Origin of the sequence: Pollutimonas rozaliensis (assembly GCF_048751585.1) — a bacterium.
In the GTDB taxonomy this organism is placed as follows: Bacteria; Pseudomonadota; Gammaproteobacteria; order Burkholderiales; family Burkholderiaceae_B.
Genome location: NZ_JAZHOB010000003.1, coordinates 96376 through 113688, shown reverse-complemented (window position 1 = coordinate 113688; position 17313 = coordinate 96376). Strand labels below are relative to the sequence as shown.

The window sequence follows — 17313 nt, the reverse complement described above, 5'->3', positions numbered from 1 at the left end:
GCTCCATGCTCGAACTTGCCGACAAACGTATTGTGCTGGGCCTGACCGGCGGCATCGCCTGCTACAAGGTGGCGGAATTCCTGCGCCGCGCGCAGGATCAGGGCGCCGTCATCGACGTGGTCATGACGGAAGCCGCCACGCATTTCATCGGCGCAACCACCATGCAGGCGCTGTCGGGGCGGCCGGTGTACCTGGACGCCTGGGATGAGCGCGTACCCAACAGCATGGCGCACATCAATCTGACGCGCGGCGCCGATGCCATCGTCATCGCGCCGGCCAGCACCGATTTCATCGCCAAGCTGGCCAACGGCCTGGCCAACGACCTGCTGTCCACCTTGTGCGTCGCCAAGGGCAACTGCCCCCTGCTGGTGGCGCCGGCCATGAACCGCGAGATGTGGCTGCATCCCGCCACCCAGCGCAATGTGGCGCAGATAAAGGCGGACGGCGCCCTCATTCTTGGGCCCGCCGAGGGCGACCAGGCCTGCGGCGAAACCGGCAGCGGCCGGATGCTGGAACCCCACGAATTGCTGGCCGAGCTCATCGCCTTCTTCCAGCCCAAGCCGCTGCGAGGAAAAAGGGTGCTCATCACCGCCGGCCCCACCTCCGAGAAAATCGACCCCATCCGGGTCATCACCAACCGCTCCTCCGGCAAGATGGGCTATGCCATTGCGCAAGCGGCCCGCGAAGCCGGCGCCGAGGTCGTGCTGGTATCGGGCCCCACCGCCCTGCCCGCCCCCTACCAGGTGATGCGCGTGGATGTCGACAGCGCGGCGCAGATGCACGCCGCCGTCATGAACGAGGCCGGCAACGCCGACGTGTTCATTTCAGTCGCCGCCGTGGCGGACTGGCGGGTGGTGAACGCCAGCGGCAGCAAGCTGAAGAAGCAGGCGGACGGCAAGGCGCCCCAGCTGGAATTCGAGGCAAACCCCGACATCCTGGCCGACATCGCCCGGATGCCCTCAGGCCCATGGTGCGTGGGTTTTGCCGCCGAAACCGAGAACCTGCTGGAATACGCGGAAGCCAAGCGCAAGCGCAAGGGCGTGCCCTTGCTGGTCGGAAACCTGGCCCAGCAAGCCATGAATGCCGACGAAACCGAACTGATCCTGTTCGACGATGCCGGGCACACCGCCCTGCCCGTGCTTGGCAAGCTGGCGGCGGCGCGAAAGCTGATCGCGGCGATTGCGGACAAACTACCGGTCAGCCCCAAGCCCTGATACGAAGCGCGGCGGCGGAGAATACCGCCGCCCGCGGCTTGGCGTCCCCGGATACCGGGCCGTTGCGGTTTTCCTGTACCGTTGACGGGCTGAGCGCATACAATGGCGCGTCCCAGAAACCGCCTTTCCACAAGAAAGAAAAAGCCATGAGAAAAATTGCACTGAAGATCCTGGACCCGCGCATGAACGATTATCTGCCGGCCTACGCAACCAGCGGCTCCGCCGGCCTGGATTTGCGGGCCTGCGTGGATGCGCCGCTGTCATTGCCGCCGGGCGCGACGGAGCTCGTACCCACGGGCCTGTCCATCCATATCGCCGACCCGGCCTACGCGGCCATGATTCTGCCGCGTTCCGGCCTGGGACATAAGCACGGCATCGTGCTGGGCAACTTGGTGGGCCTGATCGACTCCGATTATCAGGGTCCGCTGATGGTGTCTGTATGGAATCGCGGCCAGCAGGACTTTACGCTGCAACCGATGGATAGGCTGGCGCAGCTGGTGGTGGTGCCGGTGCAGCAGATCGAGTTCGATATCGTCGATGAGTTCGAAGACAGCGATCGCGGCGCCGGCGGCTTCGGTAGCACGGGGCGCGGCTGAGCGCGTGCTTCTACGCTGTGCTGTGAACTAATCTTCTGCTGCGCAGATCATTCTTCCCCGGCCTTTCTCTTCGATTGATCGCTTTGATTGATCGCTTCCTTATGACGCCGTGGCGGGATGGCGGGGGTCGGGGCTGGCGAATTCGGGAGCGTCGCGGCATGGGCCCATGGCGAGGAGGCAAGGTCGTGACTGTTCGAGCAACAAGGGTGTTGGCAGCCCGGGGGGCTGCCAACGTTGCGAGTTTCACGGCCGCCTCGCCATGGGACTATGCCGCGAGTAGTCCCGGAACGGGACCGCGGACGGTGAGCAGGCCCCGACCCCCGCCATCCCGCCTGCTCAAGAACCAAAGATAGACAGAAGCACATCTGATACCCGACATTGCAGCCATTTCTTCGGGAAAACCGATGACCTAGCCTCGGCTAGGCCGCTTCCTCTTCCCCCAAATAAGCCGCCCGCACCTTCGGATCATCCAGCAACTGATCCGAAGGTCCTTCCAGAATCACGCGCCCCGACTCCATCACGTAGCCTCGGCTGCTCGTCTCCAGCGCCAGCTTGGCGTTCTGCTCGATCAGCAAAATCGTTACGCCTTCGGCGGCGATGGTGCGCACCACCTCGAAGATCTTCTCGACCATCAGGGGCGCCAGCCCCATCGACGGCTCATCCAGCAACAGCAGGCGAGGACGTGAAATCATCGCGCGTCCCATGGCCAGCATCTGCTGCTCGCCGCCCGACAAGGTACCGGCCGACTGCCGGCGCCTTTCAGCCAGGCGCGGAAAAAGCTCGAACACATGCTCGGTGTCCGCCTTGACGCCGTCCTGATCCTTGCGGCTGTACCCGCCCATCGCCAAATTTTCTTCTATGGTCAACTGCCCGAAAATGCCCCGCCCTTCGGGCACCATCACCAGGCCGTCGCGCACCAGCATATAAGACGGCGCACCGGCAATCGACTTGCCTTCGTAAAGAATATCGCCGCCGGCAATCGGCACCAGGCCGCAAATCGCGCGCAAAGTCGTGCTTTTACCCGCCCCGTTGGCGCCGATCAGGCTGACCAGTTCGCCGCGCTCGACCCGCAAGTCCATGCCGCGCACCGCGCGGATACCGCCGTAGGCGACTTCGAGCTGGCGTATTTCCAGCAAATTATTGGTATTGCTCATGAATGTTCCCCGCCCTTGCCGTCGACAGCCGGCGCCTGATCCGCAATGCGCCCGGCAGGCGCGGCGGGCGTGTGATCGGCAGCCCCGGCCCCCAGGTAGGCCTCGATGACCTTGGGATTGCGCTGTATCTCCGCCGGCTTGCCTTCGGCCAGCACCTTGCCGTATTCAAGCACCAGCACACGATTGCACAAGCCCATGACCAGCTTCATGTCATGTTCGATCAACAGTACCGTTACCCCGTCGTCACGTATCTTTTCGATCAGGCGGCGCAGCACCACCGTTTCCGACGCGTTCATGCCGGCGGCCGGCTCGTCCAGTGCCAGCAAGGCGGGATCGGTGGCCAGCGCCCGGGCGATCTCCAGGCGGCGCTGGTCGCCGTATGGCAGCGAACTGGCAACGTCGTTGGCCCGTTCGCCTATGCCCACGTATTCAAGCAATTCGTGCGCGCGCTGCTCAATGGCGGCCTCTTCGTCGCGCGTCGCCCTGTTGCGGGTGATGGCCCCGTAGACGCCGGCGCGGGTGCGAATGTGGCGCCCTATCATGACGTTCTCGATGGCGCTGAGGCTGCCGAACAGGCGTATGTTCTGGAAGGTGCGCGCCAGTCCGACGATGGCGATTTCGTGCGGCTTCAGGCGGGTAAGCTGGTGCCCCATGAAATTGCAGTTGCCCGACTCGGGCACATACAAGCTGGTCAACACATTGAAAAGTGTGGTCTTGCCCGCCCCATTGGGCCCGATGAGCCCGTAGATGTCGCCCTTGCAAATGGAAAAACTGACATCCGACAAAGCCTGCAAGCCGCCGAAGCGCTTGCTCAGCTTGTTGGCCACCAGGAGCAATTCGGGCATGGAGCGTGCATCGCTGTTCACATTGGCCTGTATCATGCCTGGCCCTCCTTGGCGGCGGTGAGTTCGCGCCGGCGCGTTGCCGACGGCCATAGGCCCGCGGGACGGAAAATCATGACCAGCACCAGAGCGAAGCCGAAGAGCAGCATGCGTATGCCTTCGGGGTCCAGAATCACGTCGCCGAACAAGGTCTGCTGCACCGGCACGACCACCGCCCGCAGCAACTCCGGAAACACGGAAAGAATGATCGCACCCAGTATGACGCCCGGTATATGTCCCATGCCGCCCAGCACGACCATGCACAGCACCATGATCGACTCCGTAAGACTGAAGCTCTCGGGGCTGACGAAGCCCTGCATGGAGGCGAACATGGCGCCCGCCACCCCGCCGAAACTGGCGCCCATGGAAAAGGCCAGCAGCTTGATGTTGCGCGTGTTGATGCCCATGGCCTTGGCGGCCACTTCATCTTCGCGCACCGCTTCCCAGGCCCGGCCTATGCGCGAATTCTGCAAGCGTACGCAGATGACGACGATGACGATGACAAGCAGCAGGAGCAGGTAATAGTACTTTTCAGGCCCCGTGATACGAAAGCCGAACAGCGATTGCGAGCGGCCGAAGGCGAACTCGCCGATCGAGAACGTATCGACGCGGTTGATGCCTTGCGGGCCGTTGGTGATGTTGATGGGCGCATCCAGGTTGTTCATGAAGATGCGCACGATTTCGCCGAAACCCAGGGTTACGATGGCCAGGTAATCGCCGCGCAGCTTCAGGGTGGGCGCGCCCAGCATGGCGCCGAAAAAGGCCGCCAGCAGGACGCCCAGCGGCAGCACCACCCAGAATGGCAGGTGCAAGCCGAAATGAGGCGATGCCAGCAAGGCCCATACATAGGCGCCCACAGCATAGAATGCGATATAGCCCAGGTCGAGCAGGCCGGCGAAGCCCACGACTATGTTCAGGCCCAAGGCCAGCATGACATACAGCAAGGCGAAGTTCAGCGTGCGCACCCAGCTTTGGCCGGCCATGCCCAATACGAATGGCAGCACGGCCAGCACCAGGCCGCACAAGGCGATGCCCAGCCACACCTTGAACGATATACCGCCGCTGCGGGAAACAGTGGAATAGCTCATGCGCGGTCTCCCACCCGTTCGCCCAGAAGTCCGGACGGGCGGAACACCAGGACCAGGATAAGCACGATAAAGGAAAAGACATCCTGGTAATTGCTGCCGAACACTCCATTGGTCAGGTCGCCGATATAGCCCGCGCCCAACGATTCGATCACGCCCAGCAACAGGCCGCCCAGCATGGCGCCGCCCAGGTTGCCGATGCCGCCCAGCACGGCCGCCGTGAAGGCCTTCAGGCCGAGCATGAAGCCCATGGTGTACTGGGCCACCCCGTAGTAGGTGGTAATCATGACGCCCGCCACCGCGGCCAGCGCCGACCCGATCAGGAAGGCGGCGGAAATCACGGTGTTGATATTGACGCCCATCAGGCCGGCCACTTCGCGATTCTGTGCCGTGGCCCGCATGGCGGTGCCCAGGCGCGTGCGATGCACCACCAGCAGCAGCCCGGCCATGATGGCGGTTGCCGACAGAATGATGATGATCTGCAGCATGCTGATGCGCGCCCCTCCGACCTGGAAGATATTCGGTTCGATGATGTGCGGGAAGCTAAGGTAGTTGCGTCCCCAGACCATCATCGCAATATTCTGGATAATGATGGATACGCCGATGGCGGTAATCAGCGCCGCCAGGCGTGGTGCCCGGCGCAAAGGCCGGTAGGCGAAGCGCTCGGCGATCCAGCCCAGCGCCATGCAGACGGGGATGGCCAGCAACAAGGCGGCCGCCACGGCCAGCCAGGCCGACATGCTGCCCGGATCGGCGCCTATCAGCGTGACCACCAGCGTGGTGGCGACCATGGCGCCCACCATGACGACGTCGCCATGGGCAAAATTGATCAGGCCTATGATTCCATAAACCATGGTGTAGCCAAGGGCAACCAGGGCGTACACGCTGCCCACGGTAATGCCGTTGATCAACTGTTGTAGAAGAATATCCATGCTTTAGGACTCGCGGCTTGGGCCGGCCGCAGCCGGCCCGTGAAGGACGGAAGGCTTAGTTGGCCTTGCTTACCATGGTCTTGACCATTTCCCATTTACCGTTTTTGACTTCGTAAATGGTGACGGAAATTTCCTTCAGGTCGCCGTTCTTGTCGTAGGCGATGTTCTGGCTGGTGGCGCCGGTGCGCTGCAAGGCGGCCAGCTTGGGCAGATAGGATTCGGGCTTGGCCGATCCAGCTTCCTTCATGGCGGTGATCATGTTCCACGCGCCGTCATAGGCGTAAGGCGCATAGACGCCCGGTTCGACCTTGAAGCGGGCCTTGTAGTCGGCTTCGAATTTCTCGCCGGCGGCCATTTGCTTCAGGGGCACGCCTGCCAGCGACGCGTAAGTACCGTTGGCGGCCTCGCCGGCCAATTTCAGGAAGGTGTCGCTGCGCGTCATTTCGCCCGAGACCAGCGGAGCCTTGATGCCCAGCCTGACCATCTGGCGGCGCATCGGACCCGACTGCGCATCCAGGCCGCCGAAGAAGATGGCATCAGGGGTCTTGGACTTGATATTGGTCAGGATGGAGGTGAAGTCGTTGGCCTTGTCGGTGGTGTACTCGCGGGAAATGACCTTGCCGCCATTGGCTTCCACGGCTTTGGCCACCTGGTCCGCCAGTCCCTGGCCGTAGGCGGTGCGATCGTCGATCAGCGCCACTGTCTTGGCCTTCAGGTCCTTGACGATGAATTCACCGGCCGCGGCGCCCTGCTGCGTATCGCTGGTCATCATGCGGAAGGTGGTGTCGTAGTTCTGCTGGGTGTATTCGGGCGAAGTCGCCATGGCGATCTGCGGCAGGCCCGCATCGTTGTAGACGCGCGAAGCGGGGATGGTCGTGCCCGAATTGAAATGGCCCAATATGCCTTGCACGTCTTCATCGACGATCTGCTGCGCCACTTGCACCGCGGTGCGGGGATCGGCCTGATCGTCGCGCGTCACCAGCTCGAACTTGGCTGTCTTGCCATCCAGCTGTATGTTCTGCTTGTTGGCCTCTTCCAGCGCAAGCGTAAGGCCATTCTTCATGTCTTCGCCGTAGTGCGACTGCGGACCGGTAAGCGGCGCGGCAAACCCCAGCTTGACCACGGTGTCGGCCGCCTGCGCGGGACTTAGGGCGAAACCCGCCATGACGGCTGCCGTGGCGGCCAAGAGTTTGAATCCTTTGGTGGACTGCATGTTTATCTCCTTGTGGATGAGAATACGGTCATTCTCGAGCGCGGGTTGCACCCCGCATTAAACCAAAAGCACAACCAAGCGGTAATTGGTCGTAACCCTGAAAAATCGTTTATTCCGGCCTGCGCCGGCTCAGCCCACCATCATCAAGCTGGCATTGCCGCCGGCCGCCGCCGTATTGACGCAAACCGACACCTCCCTTAACAGGGGTTCCAGGCGATAGGCCCCGCCCGATGCCAATTCGTCGCTGCTAAGACCTTGAACCGGAACGATGGGGCCATTACGATCGGCCACAGTGCGGTTCAGTTCGCGCAGCGCATCGCTATCGCCCTCGAACAGCACGGCATCGTAATCGCCGCTATCGATCTCTTCTTGCCCGGCAAGGCGAATGCTGGTGTTTTCAGCCTGATCGCGATCGACGAAAAAGGCACGGCCCGCGCCGCCGCCCACAACCACCATGGCATTGCCCGTATCGGAGCAAGCCTGGAATTGCGCACGCGCGCCGGCTTCGGTAATCGGCACGCACAGGACCGTGCCGCGCGGCTTGATGCGGTAAAGATTGCTTTCTCCGGTCGGACCGGGAAGCGTCTGCACCGCGATCCGGCTGGCGGAATCGATCTCGCACCCGGCGGGCAAGCCCGCCGGCCGACGCGACAGCAAGCGCGGCAAATACAGGGGTCCGCCCGCCTTGGGCCCGGTGCCCGACAAGCCTTCGCCGCCAAAAGGCTGGACACCGACGACTGCGCCGACGATATTCCTGTTCACATAGATATTGCCGGCAAGTATTCGTTCGGACACACGCGCAACCGTTTCGTCCAGCCGGGTATGCACACCGAACGTAAGGCCGTAGCCTGTCGCGTTCACCGCATCGATCAACGCGTCCAGATCCTGGCGCTTGTAGCGCAGGACGTGAAGCACGGGACCGAAAACCTCTTTTTTCAATTCCGATACCGCACCCAGTTCAATGATGGTCGGCGGCACGAAATACCCATGCCCGCATGCGGCGCCCAGATCGAGCTGATCGACTCTGTGCCCCGCCTCGCGCATGGCCTTGATGTGCGTCTGTATGCCGGCCTGTGCCTCGGCATCGATGACCGGCCCCACATCGGTCGTCAGCACATCGGTCCTGCCGATACGCAACTCCTGCATGGCGCCGCGCAGCATCGTCAGCACACGATCGGCGCAGTCTTCCTGCACACAAAGCAGCCGCAGCGCCGAACATCGCTGGCCGGCCGAATCGAAGGCTGAAGTCAGCACATCGAATACCACCTGCTCGGCCAATGCCGACGAATCCACCACCATGGCATTCTGGCCGCCCGTTTCCGCAATGAGGGGGATGGGATGCCCCGCATCGTCCAGCCTTTCGGCCAGCTTGCGTGAAATGAGCAGCGCCACGTCGGTCGATCCCGTAAATATCACGCCGCGCACGACGGGGCTGGCCACCAATGCGGCGCCCACGCTTTCGCCGCGTCCCGGCAGCAACTGGACGGCGCCGGCGGGCACCCCCGCCCGATGAAGGATGGATACGGCCGCCGATGCAATCAGGCTGGTCTGCTCGGCGGGCTTGGCCAGCACCGTGTTGCCGGCCGCCAGGGCCGCCGCAATCTGCCCGGTAAATATGGCCAGTGGAAAATTCCAAGGACTGATGCACAGCACGGGACCCAGCGGACGATGGGTATCGTTGGAAAATGAACGCTCGATCTGGGCGGCGTAATAGCGCAGGAAATCGACGGCTTCCCGGACCTCCGAAATCGCATTGGAAAGCGATTTTCCCGCCTCGCGCACGATCAGGCCCAGCAGGGGCTGCATCTCGTCTTCCAGAATCTGCGCCGCGCGGACCAGGCACTGCGCCCGTTCGGTGACGGGCGTAGCGGCCCATATGGGCGCAGCATTGTCCGCCGCGGCCAGGGCATTGCCGATATCGGCGCCAGTCGCCTCTATGACATGGCCCACGATATCGCGGTTATCCGAAGGATTGCGCACGGGAACAGCCCGCGCATCGTCCCAGGCGAAACTGCCATCGGCCAGCAGCGGGAAGGCGCGCCTGTCCTGGCTGACGCCGCTGAGCAGCGCCGCCGCCAACGAGCCCAGGCGATGCTCATTGCTAAGATCGATGCCGGCGGAGTTCGGCCGGCCATCGGCCTGCCGGTACATGTCGCGGGGCAAGGGTATCTTGCCGTGAGGGGCGCCCAAAGGCTGGATGCGCTCCGCCGCCTGAACCGGATCGGCGATCAGCACATCCACGGCAACATCTTCGTCGCCGATCTGGTTGACGAACGAGGTGTTGGCACCGTTTTCAAGCAGGCGGCGCACCAGATAGGCCAGCAAGGTTTCGTGCGTGCCCACCGGCGCGTAGATGCGGCAGGGACGATTCAGCTTTCCCTGCGATATCGGTCCGGTCACCAGTTCGTACAGCGGTTCCCCCATGCCATGCAGGCACTGGAATTCGTACTGTCCCGGATAATAGTTGCGGCCCGCCATGTGATAGATGGCCGACAGCGTCTGGGCGTTATGCGTGGCGAATTGCGGATACACCGCCTGGGGCGCCGCCAGCAATTTGCGCGCACATGCCAGGTAGGCGACGTCGGTATAGACCTTGCGCGTATAGACCGGATAGCCTTCCAGCCCGTCGACCTGCGCCCGCTTGATTTCGCTGTCCCAGTAAGCGCCCTTGACCAGACGCAGCATCAGCCGATGGCCGCTGCGCTGGGCAAGGTCGATAACATAATCGATGACGAACGGGGCGCGCTTCTGGTAGGCCTGAACCACAAAACCGATGCCGTTCCATCCAGAAAGATCGCGGTCAAAGCACAAGGCCTCCAGGATATCCAGCGAAATTTCCAGCCGATCCGCTTCTTCCGCATCGATATTCAGTCCGATGTCGTAGCTGCGGGCCAGCTTGGCCAGCTCGGTAGTGCGCGGCAGCAGCTCGGCCATCACGCGATCATGCTGGGCGCGGGAATAGCGCGGATGCAGTGCGGAAAGCTTGATGGAGATGCCTGGCCCCTCGTAGATGCCGCGGCCTTGCGCAGCCTTGCCTATGGCATGTATGGCTTGCACATAAGAGGCGTAGTAGCGGTCCGCGTCCTCGGACGTGGTGGCGGCTTCGCCCAGCATATCGTATGAATAGCGGAACCCCTTGTCTTCGTGCTTGCGGCTGTTGGCGATGGCCGCCGAAATGCTCTGGCCCGCCACGAACTGCTCGCCCATCATGCGCATGGCGATATTTACGCCTTTCCGAATCAGCGGTTCGCCGCCTTTGCCGATCAAGCGCGTCAGGGCCTTGGACAGGGATTGCTCGCTGTTGACGCTGACCAGCTTGCCTGTAAGCATCAGGCCCCAGGTGGCCGCATTGACGAACAGGGATGGGGATTCGCCCATGTGCGAACGCCAGTCGCCATGGCTGATCTTGTCCCGGATCAGCGCATCGCGGGTGGCCCGGTCGGGTATGCGCAACAGCGCCTCGGCCAGGCACATCAAGGCGACCCCTTCCTGGCTGGACAGGGAAAACTCCTGAATCAGGCTTTCAACGCCGCCCGCCTTGCGCTTGCCACGCAAGGTTTCCACCAGGCGGCGGGCCAGGGCATAAACTTCCTGCGGCTGGGCGCAACGCGCCTGATCGATCAGCAAAGGCACGCATTCCGTTTCCGGACGCCGGTAGGCGGAAGTGATGGCGGCGCGCAGCACCGATTGGGGCTGTACGTCCTGGGCGAACTCGTAGAATGGGGGCAAGGCATCCGGGCCGGGGAGCTCTCCGGTTTCGGCTTCGCCATCGCCCTGGCCGAAATGGGCGATCTCGGCCGGCAATTGTCCGCGCTCTATCGCCTCGACATAAGCCAGCAATGCTTGCTTATGCAGCCAATGCGGGGTGCAGCCGAGCTTGACGGCCGCGGTTTTCAAGCGCTCGCGCAAGGTTTCGTCGACCTTGACGCCCAGTGTCGTTGTTGCCATGTGTGTATCCGTATTCCCTATGCCACCATCTGGAACCCGTCCTGCGCTTGGCGCTCAGAAACGTTTCAATATCCAGCGGTATGGAATACTACACAGGTTGCACCTTTTTTACACTAAGGTTAACCCCTAATGAAAATCCTAGGAAAAGGTACAACCTTTCAGGGTTAGACCTTTGCCGGAATCGGCCGGCTGGCTTCCTTGCAATTGGCTGGCGATGGCGGCGCCGAGCTTCTGGAGAGCAGCCTGATGACCGGCCACCAGGGCCGACATCCCCTCTCCCACCGCTACCTGCGCCTCGGCCCGGCACAGCACGGTCTTTTTGCCCGGCTGACGAATAGGCGACAGACGCCAGGTCGCATCGACCAAGGCGCGTTCGCCATACAGGGAATCGAAGCGCTGCACACGAACGCTTATGCGCCAGACCGGCAGGGACTCGGGCGCTCCGGTTGCGGCAATGTCGAGTACGCCCAGGCGCCGGGAAATATCATCGGACAGCGCATTGCGTATTTCATCGGACAGGGGCGAAGCCCATAGGGAACTGTTCAAGGGCATCACTTGCGTGGAGTCCGGATCGCTCACGACGATCTGCGGCCTGTCCACTTGTTCGGGTACCTGGACAACCTGGACGCTTATGGCGTATTCCGGCTGCGCGCCGCCTTTGACCGCGGTAGTGTGTCCGGCCGTCGCGGACGGCAGCAGGGTGTAGTAGTGACTGGGTTTTCCCGACGCGCATGCGGCAAGCAACCCCGCAGTCAGGACGATCATCGTTATTCTCAAGCCATGCATGCCTATCTCCTGGTGCCCCGTCCCGGGCACCGAAATTGACGAAGCGAATCCGACATGCTGGACATCATGGGCTGACCGGCAAGGCGTCAGCCGCCCGTCCGCGAATGAGCGCCGAAGGGTTCGTCCGCAAATAATCGGATAAAGCGCGCAAGGACTTGGCCGCGCCATTGATCTCGGTCAGCGTGCGTTCAACATTGCCGCTCAAGGAAGAGTCCTCGGCCAATACCTGATCGATGCGCTTCAAGGATTTTTGCGCTGTCTTCAGCATGGCGGCCGCCTGCGGCGTAAGCTCGCCCTCGAAACGCTTCAAAAGCCTGGTCATGGAAGTCAGGCTGGAGCGCAGGTCGTTGCTGATGCCTTCGAACGGAATGGCGTCGAGCTTGCCCACAATACTGCTGATCTGCTGTTGCAGGCGGTCGAAATTGCCGGCAATGGTAGGCATAGTCACCGGCACCTGTTTGGCGTCGAAATCGGCGGGCTCAGCGTCGGGGAAGAAATCAAGGGCCACGTATTGCTGGCCTGTCAAAAGATTGGCGGCGCGTATCTGTCCGCGCAGGCCATGCTTGACCAAAGGTCCCAGCAGGACCGCGCCCGGATAGCCGGTGGCCGAATCCATTTTCATCATGTTCTCGTACACGGCGCCAAAGCGCAGCGGATACAGTTCGGCCTTCACCAGAGCATAGAAGCGCTTGGTCTTCTGGTTGAACTCCAGATCTATGTCTATGACCTTGCCCAGTTCCAGTCCGCGAAAGTCCACCGGCGCACCCACCTTCAGACCGCGCACCGACTGTTGAAAATGCAGCTCGATAGGAAATGGCGGGCCGTCCGGGTCGGCCATGGCTTCGATCCGCGTCGCCCCCAGGGCGAAGCGGCTGTCGGCCTTGGCCGGTTCCGTATTGGCTTCGTTGGCGGACGCAAACGCCACGCCCCCGGCCATTACGGAAACCAGCGAGCCGGTTTGCACATTGAAGCCATCGGCATCGAGCGACAGATTGATGCCGCTGGCATTCCAGAAGCGCGTATCGGAAGTAACGAACTTATCGTTCGGCGCGTCGATGAAGACCTGTATGTTGACCGATTTTCCGTCTTCGCCCAGATCGTAGCCAATGACGCGCCCAACCTGTATGCGCCGGAAATACACCGGAGAGCCGATTTCCAGCGAACCCAGGTCGGGGGCATACAAGGTATAGCGGGTGCCAGGGCGTCCGCTGGTGATCTCAGGCGGCTTCTCCAGCCCTTCGAACTCATAGACCGGGTCGTCGCCATTGTTGGATTCAGCCGCATCCACGCTTATATAGGCGCCCGACAGCAGAGTGCCCAGGCCGGACACGCCGCTTATCCCCAGGCGTGGACGCACCACCCAGAAGCGGCTGCCTTTCTGGGTAATGTATTCGGATCCTTCGCGGTTGAGATCGGCGCTGACCAGTACTTTTGAGCGATCGGACGACACCTTGATGCCCGATACCGCGCCAATGACCACATCCTTGTAGCGGATCTTGGTCTGGCCGACTTCCAGCCCCTCCGCCGATTCGAAGCTTATGGTGATGGTGGGACCGGTATGCATCCAGTTGCGCACCAGCAGCGATGCGCCAACCAATGCCGCGACCAGCGGAACCAGCCATATCCAGGAGATTCTTCCTTCACGCCGAGGCCGCACATCCGGCTGCAAGACTGCGCCGCGTCCCGCCGATCGTGCATCGCCATCTTCCCCGGCCTTGTCGCCCGCGCCGGATTCCGAAGTTGTAGAGGGGTCTGTCATGCGCTTCTCTTTAGCCTGTACTCAGGAACCTTGCTATTGCGTTCCATCCGCTCGTCCCACCCGCAACGCGGGTCATAGCTCAGCGTGGCGAGCATGGTCAGTATCACCACCACGCCAAAGCTGGCCGCCCCCGGACCGGCTATGACTTGGGATATTCCGGGAAAATTCGCCATGGCCGTCATCAGGATCACCACGAACACATCCAGCATGGACCACTGCCCGATGAACTCGATCAATTCGTAGAGCCTGGTGCGTTGGCGCTGAACCTCGCTTCCTCGCCAATGGTGTTTTACCATAAGCACCGACAAGGCCAGCAGCTTGGTCATGGGAACCACAACGCTGGCAATGAACACGATAAGCGCCAGATCCCAGGACCCCAGCCGCCACAACTCGAGCACTCCGCCCAATATCGTGTGCGCGCCGTCGCTGGTGGCGGTGCGCACACGCATGATCGGCAGCACGTTGGCGGGAATATAAATAATCGCCGCGGCGATCACCAGCGCCCAGACGCGCGAAAACGGGTCGGGCTTGCGAAAGTGAATTCGCGCTCCGCAACGCTTGCAAGGATCGGACTTCGCCGAGGACGCCAGGCTCTGCACGAAACCGCAGGACTCGCAAGAGGCCACAGGACCGCCGGCGGACGAATCCATCGAGGCATTCGCCACCAGCCCGGCATCTTCGGCGTGGCGCCACAGGCGGTGAGCATTGAGCCTGCTTAGCGCGGTGATCAGAAAGGCCAGGACTCCAAAAGCCCATATTGCCGGCCCCGGTTCTATGGTGGCAAACCCGGAAAACTTGACCAGGGCCACAAGAATGCCCAGCATCAGCACCGGCACCATGCTCCATGGCTCCACCCAATGCAGCAAGCGCATGCCGTAGTGGAAGTCGGCCGGCAGCCGACGCGCGCGTATGGCCATCAGGGCCCAAAGCAGAATGAACAACTGCATCAACGGCAACCAGAAGCTGAACAGGCCGGTCATGACAGCCAGGGTTTGGTGGCCCTGCTGCCAAGTCAGGTAGAGCGCCCCAGGCAGGGATGCCTGAATGCTCAGGCCCTGGATATTCAGCCGCGCAATGGGAAAATAGTTGGCAATCGCGAAAATGATGATGGCGCTTGCTGTAAGGGCGATCCAGCCATCGGGCGAAACCGCGCTGTTCCGGAACAGCGCATAACTGCAGCGCCTGCACGTGGCAACCGCGCCGGGTTCTATCGGCACACGCTGGTGCAGTGTCGCGCAGTGCCGGCAGGCAACGACCAGGCTGTCCGCCATCAGAACCCGGCAGCCCTAGTCAACAAGCTCGGGTTCCGGATGCGACGGCGATGAATGGTTGGCGCTACCCGGCTTGCCCGGCTTATCCGAAAACGACAGCTGGACCTTTCCGTCGTGGTCCAGGTCGACCTCGACATGCCCCCCATCGACCAGGCGTCCGAACAGCAGTTCGTCGGCCAAGGCGCGCCGGATGGTGTCCTGAATAAGCCGCTGCATGGGGCGCGCACCCATTGCGGGATCGAAACCCTCTTTTGCAAGGTGATCGCGCAAAGCCTGCGAAAACACGACGTCGACCCGCTTTTCGTGCAGTTGGTCTTCAAGCTGCATGAGGAACTTGTCGACGACCCGCAAGATGACGTCCCGCGAAAGCGGCGTAAAACCGATGATGGCGTCGAGCCGATTGCGGAATTCGGGAGTGAACAGCCTTTTGATATCGGCCATTTCGTCGCCCGTCTTGGCGGGTGCCGCGAAGCCTATGGTGCTGCGATTGAGCGCTTCGGCGCCGGCGTTGGTGGTCATCACGAGGATGACATTGCGGAAATCGGATTTGCGCCCGTTATTGTCGGTGAGCGTGCCGTGATCCATGACCTGCAGCAGGATGTTATAGACATCGGGGTGGGCTTTTTCGATTTCGTCCAGCAGCAGGACGCAATGCGGCTGCTTGCTGATGGCCTCGGTCAACAGGCCGCCCTGATCGAAACCGACATAACCCGGAGGCGCGCCGATAAGGCGCGACACCGTATGGCGCTCCATGTATTCGGACATATCGAAGCGCAGGAGCTCGACGCCCAGCACAAAAGCCAGTTGGCGCGCCACTTCGGTCTTGCCCACGCCGGTGGGACCCGAGAACAGGAAGGAGCCGATGGGCTTGTCGGGCCGGCCCAGGCCCGACCGGGCCATCTTTATGGCCGCTGCCAGCGCCTCGATAGCCGGATCCTGGCCGAAAACCACGGTCTTCAGGTCGCGTTCGAGCGTGGCAAGCTTGTTGCGGTCGTCATGGGAAACGCTTTGCGGCGGAATACGGGCAATCTTGGCCACGGTTGCCTGGACTTCGGCCTTGCCGATGATTTTCTTCTGGCGCGAGCGCGGCAGCAGGCGTTGCGCGGCGCCGGCCTCGTCGATGACGTCGATGGCCTTGTCGGGAAGGAAGCGGTCGTTGATATGGCGCGCCGACAGTTCGGCCGCAGCCGTGATGGCGGCCGACGAATACCTCACACCGTGATGAGCTTCGAAGTGGCCTTTCAAGCCACGCAGTATCTGTATGGTCTGCTGGACCGTGGGTTCGGCCACATCGATTTTCTGAAAGCGGCGCGACAGGGCATGATCTTTCTCGAAGATGCCGCGGTATTCGTTGTAGGTGGTGGCGCCCAGGCACTTGAGCTGGCCCGAGGACAGCGCCGGCTTGAGCAGGTTGGATGCGTCCAGCGTCCCGCCCGAAGCGGAACCCGCACCGATAAGGGTATGGATTTCGTCGATGAAAAGTATGGCGTTGCTGTTGTCCTTGAGCGTCTTGAGCACGCCTTTCAGGCGCTGCTCGAAATCGCCGCGATACTTGGTGCCGGCCAACAAGGCGCCCATATCCAGCGCATAGACCTCGGCATCGGCCAGAATTTCGGGGACATCGCCTTGGGTGATGCGCCAGGCCAAGCCTTCGGCGATGGCGGTTTTTCCGACACCGGCCTCGCCCACCAGCAAGGGATTGTTCTTGCGGCGACGGCAAAGCACCTGTATGACGCGTTCGACCTCGTGCTCACGGCCGATCAGCGGATCGATGCGCCCTTGGCGCGCTTCGGAATTCAGATCGGTCGCGTACAGTTCCAGCGGCGACTTTTGCTGGTCGGACTTGGGTTCGGCTTCCGGAGCCTGGGCCCTGGCCGGCTCGGCCGGGGTCTCTTCGGCCGATTTGGTGATGCCGTGCGAAAGGTAGTTGACCACATCCAGCCGGGTAACGCCCTGCTGCTGCAGGAAATAGACCGCGTGGGAATCCTTTTCGCCGTACATGGCCACCAGCACATTGGCGCCGGTGACCGAATTGCGGTTCGAGTTGCCCGAGGACACATGCATGATGGCCCGCTGGATGACACGCTGAAAGCCCAGCGTGGGCTGGGTGTCGACTTCGTCTTCGCCTGGGAAAACCGGCGTGTTTTCGTTGATGAATTTACGCAGTTCCTGGCGCAGGACGTCGATGTTGGCGGAGCAGGCGCGCAACACCTCGGCGGCGGCGGCGTTGTCCAGCAGCGAGAGCAGCAAATGCTCTACGGTAATAAATTCGTGTCGCGCAGTGCGGGCCTCGACAAAGGCCATGTGCAGGCTGACTTCAAGTTCTTCGGAGATCACGCTTCCTCCATCACATATCGGAGCGGACAAACAATTCGATAAATCCTATTCTATGACTAAATCGACCTTGCGTATCAACATTAATAAAAGAGTCATCTTACTGTTACCAGATAGCCTCAACGGCATCCTTAGCCCTA

General features: G+C 61.8%; 12 protein-coding genes. 2 read left to right on the top strand and 10 right to left on the bottom strand.

What is annotated here, in order from left to right; all coding sequences use genetic code 11:
• The first annotated feature begins 5 nt into the window (after positions 1–5).
• Positions 6–1214 (top strand): bifunctional phosphopantothenoylcysteine decarboxylase/phosphopantothenate--cysteine ligase CoaBC, encoded by a 1209-nt coding sequence (gene coaBC / locus V0R37_RS06540; protein WP_420373754.1) that lies wholly within the window; start codon positions 6–8, stop codon positions 1212–1214.
• 146 nt (positions 1215–1360) lie between these two features.
• Positions 1361–1810 (top strand): dUTP diphosphatase, encoded by a 450-nt coding sequence (gene dut / locus V0R37_RS06535; RefSeq protein WP_420373753.1) that lies wholly within the window; start codon positions 1361–1363, stop codon positions 1808–1810.
• A 419-nt stretch (positions 1811–2229) separates the two neighbouring features.
• Here the strand turns inward: dut and V0R37_RS06530 are convergent, their stop codons facing one another.
• The 10 genes from V0R37_RS06530 to clpA all read right to left on the bottom strand — a co-directional run bounded on the left by V0R37_RS06530 (position 2230) and on the right by clpA (position 17176).
• Entirely contained in the window at positions 2230–2964 is a 735-nt protein-coding gene (locus tag V0R37_RS06530; protein ID WP_420373752.1) for an ABC transporter ATP-binding protein, read from the bottom strand.
• The gene (locus tag V0R37_RS06525; RefSeq protein ID WP_420373751.1) at positions 2961–3845 is read right to left on the bottom strand and encodes an ABC transporter ATP-binding protein; all 885 of its coding nucleotides are present in this window, start codon (positions 3843–3845) and stop codon (positions 2961–2963) included. Before V0R37_RS06525 ends, V0R37_RS06530 begins: the two co-directional genes overlap by 4 nt.
• On the bottom strand, positions 3842–4933 hold the full coding sequence (locus V0R37_RS06520) for an ABC transporter permease subunit (protein ID WP_420373750.1): 1092 nt from the start codon (positions 4931–4933) through the stop codon (positions 3842–3844). The genes V0R37_RS06525 and V0R37_RS06520 overlap by 4 nt, the downstream gene beginning before the upstream one ends.
• Positions 4930–5862, bottom strand: a complete 933-nt coding sequence (locus V0R37_RS06515; RefSeq protein ID WP_420373749.1) for a branched-chain amino acid ABC transporter permease — start codon at positions 5860–5862, stop codon at positions 4930–4932. Before V0R37_RS06515 ends, V0R37_RS06520 begins: the two co-directional genes overlap by 4 nt.
• A 55-nt stretch (positions 5863–5917) precedes the next feature.
• A complete protein-coding gene (locus V0R37_RS06510; RefSeq protein ID WP_420373748.1) occupies positions 5918–7075 on the bottom strand; it encodes a branched-chain amino acid ABC transporter substrate-binding protein in 1158 nt (385 codons plus the stop codon).
• Between the two features lie 129 nt (positions 7076–7204).
• Entirely contained in the window at positions 7205–11023 is a 3819-nt protein-coding gene (gene putA, locus V0R37_RS06505; RefSeq protein WP_420373747.1) for a trifunctional transcriptional regulator/proline dehydrogenase/L-glutamate gamma-semialdehyde dehydrogenase, read from the bottom strand.
• Positions 11024–11161: 138 nt separating this feature from the next.
• Positions 11162–11809 carry a PqiC family protein gene (locus tag V0R37_RS06500; protein ID WP_420373746.1) on the bottom strand — a complete coding sequence of 216 codons (648 nt, stop codon included), beginning with the start codon at positions 11807–11809 and terminating at the stop codon, positions 11162–11164.
• Between the two features lie 64 nt (positions 11810–11873).
• Positions 11874–13568: a PqiB family protein gene (locus V0R37_RS06495; RefSeq protein ID WP_420373745.1), complete on the bottom strand. Its 1695-nt coding sequence runs from the start codon at positions 13566–13568 to the stop codon at positions 11874–11876.
• On the bottom strand, positions 13565–14839 hold the full coding sequence (locus V0R37_RS06490; protein WP_420373744.1) for a paraquat-inducible protein A: 1275 nt from the start codon (positions 14837–14839) through the stop codon (positions 13565–13567). The genes V0R37_RS06495 and V0R37_RS06490 overlap by 4 nt, the downstream gene beginning before the upstream one ends.
• A 15-nt stretch (positions 14840–14854) precedes the next feature.
• Complete coding sequence (gene clpA / locus V0R37_RS06485; RefSeq protein ID WP_420373743.1) at positions 14855–17176, bottom strand: ATP-dependent Clp protease ATP-binding subunit ClpA; 2322 nt, start codon at positions 17174–17176, stop codon at positions 14855–14857.
• Between the last annotated feature and the right edge of the window lie 137 nt (positions 17177–17313).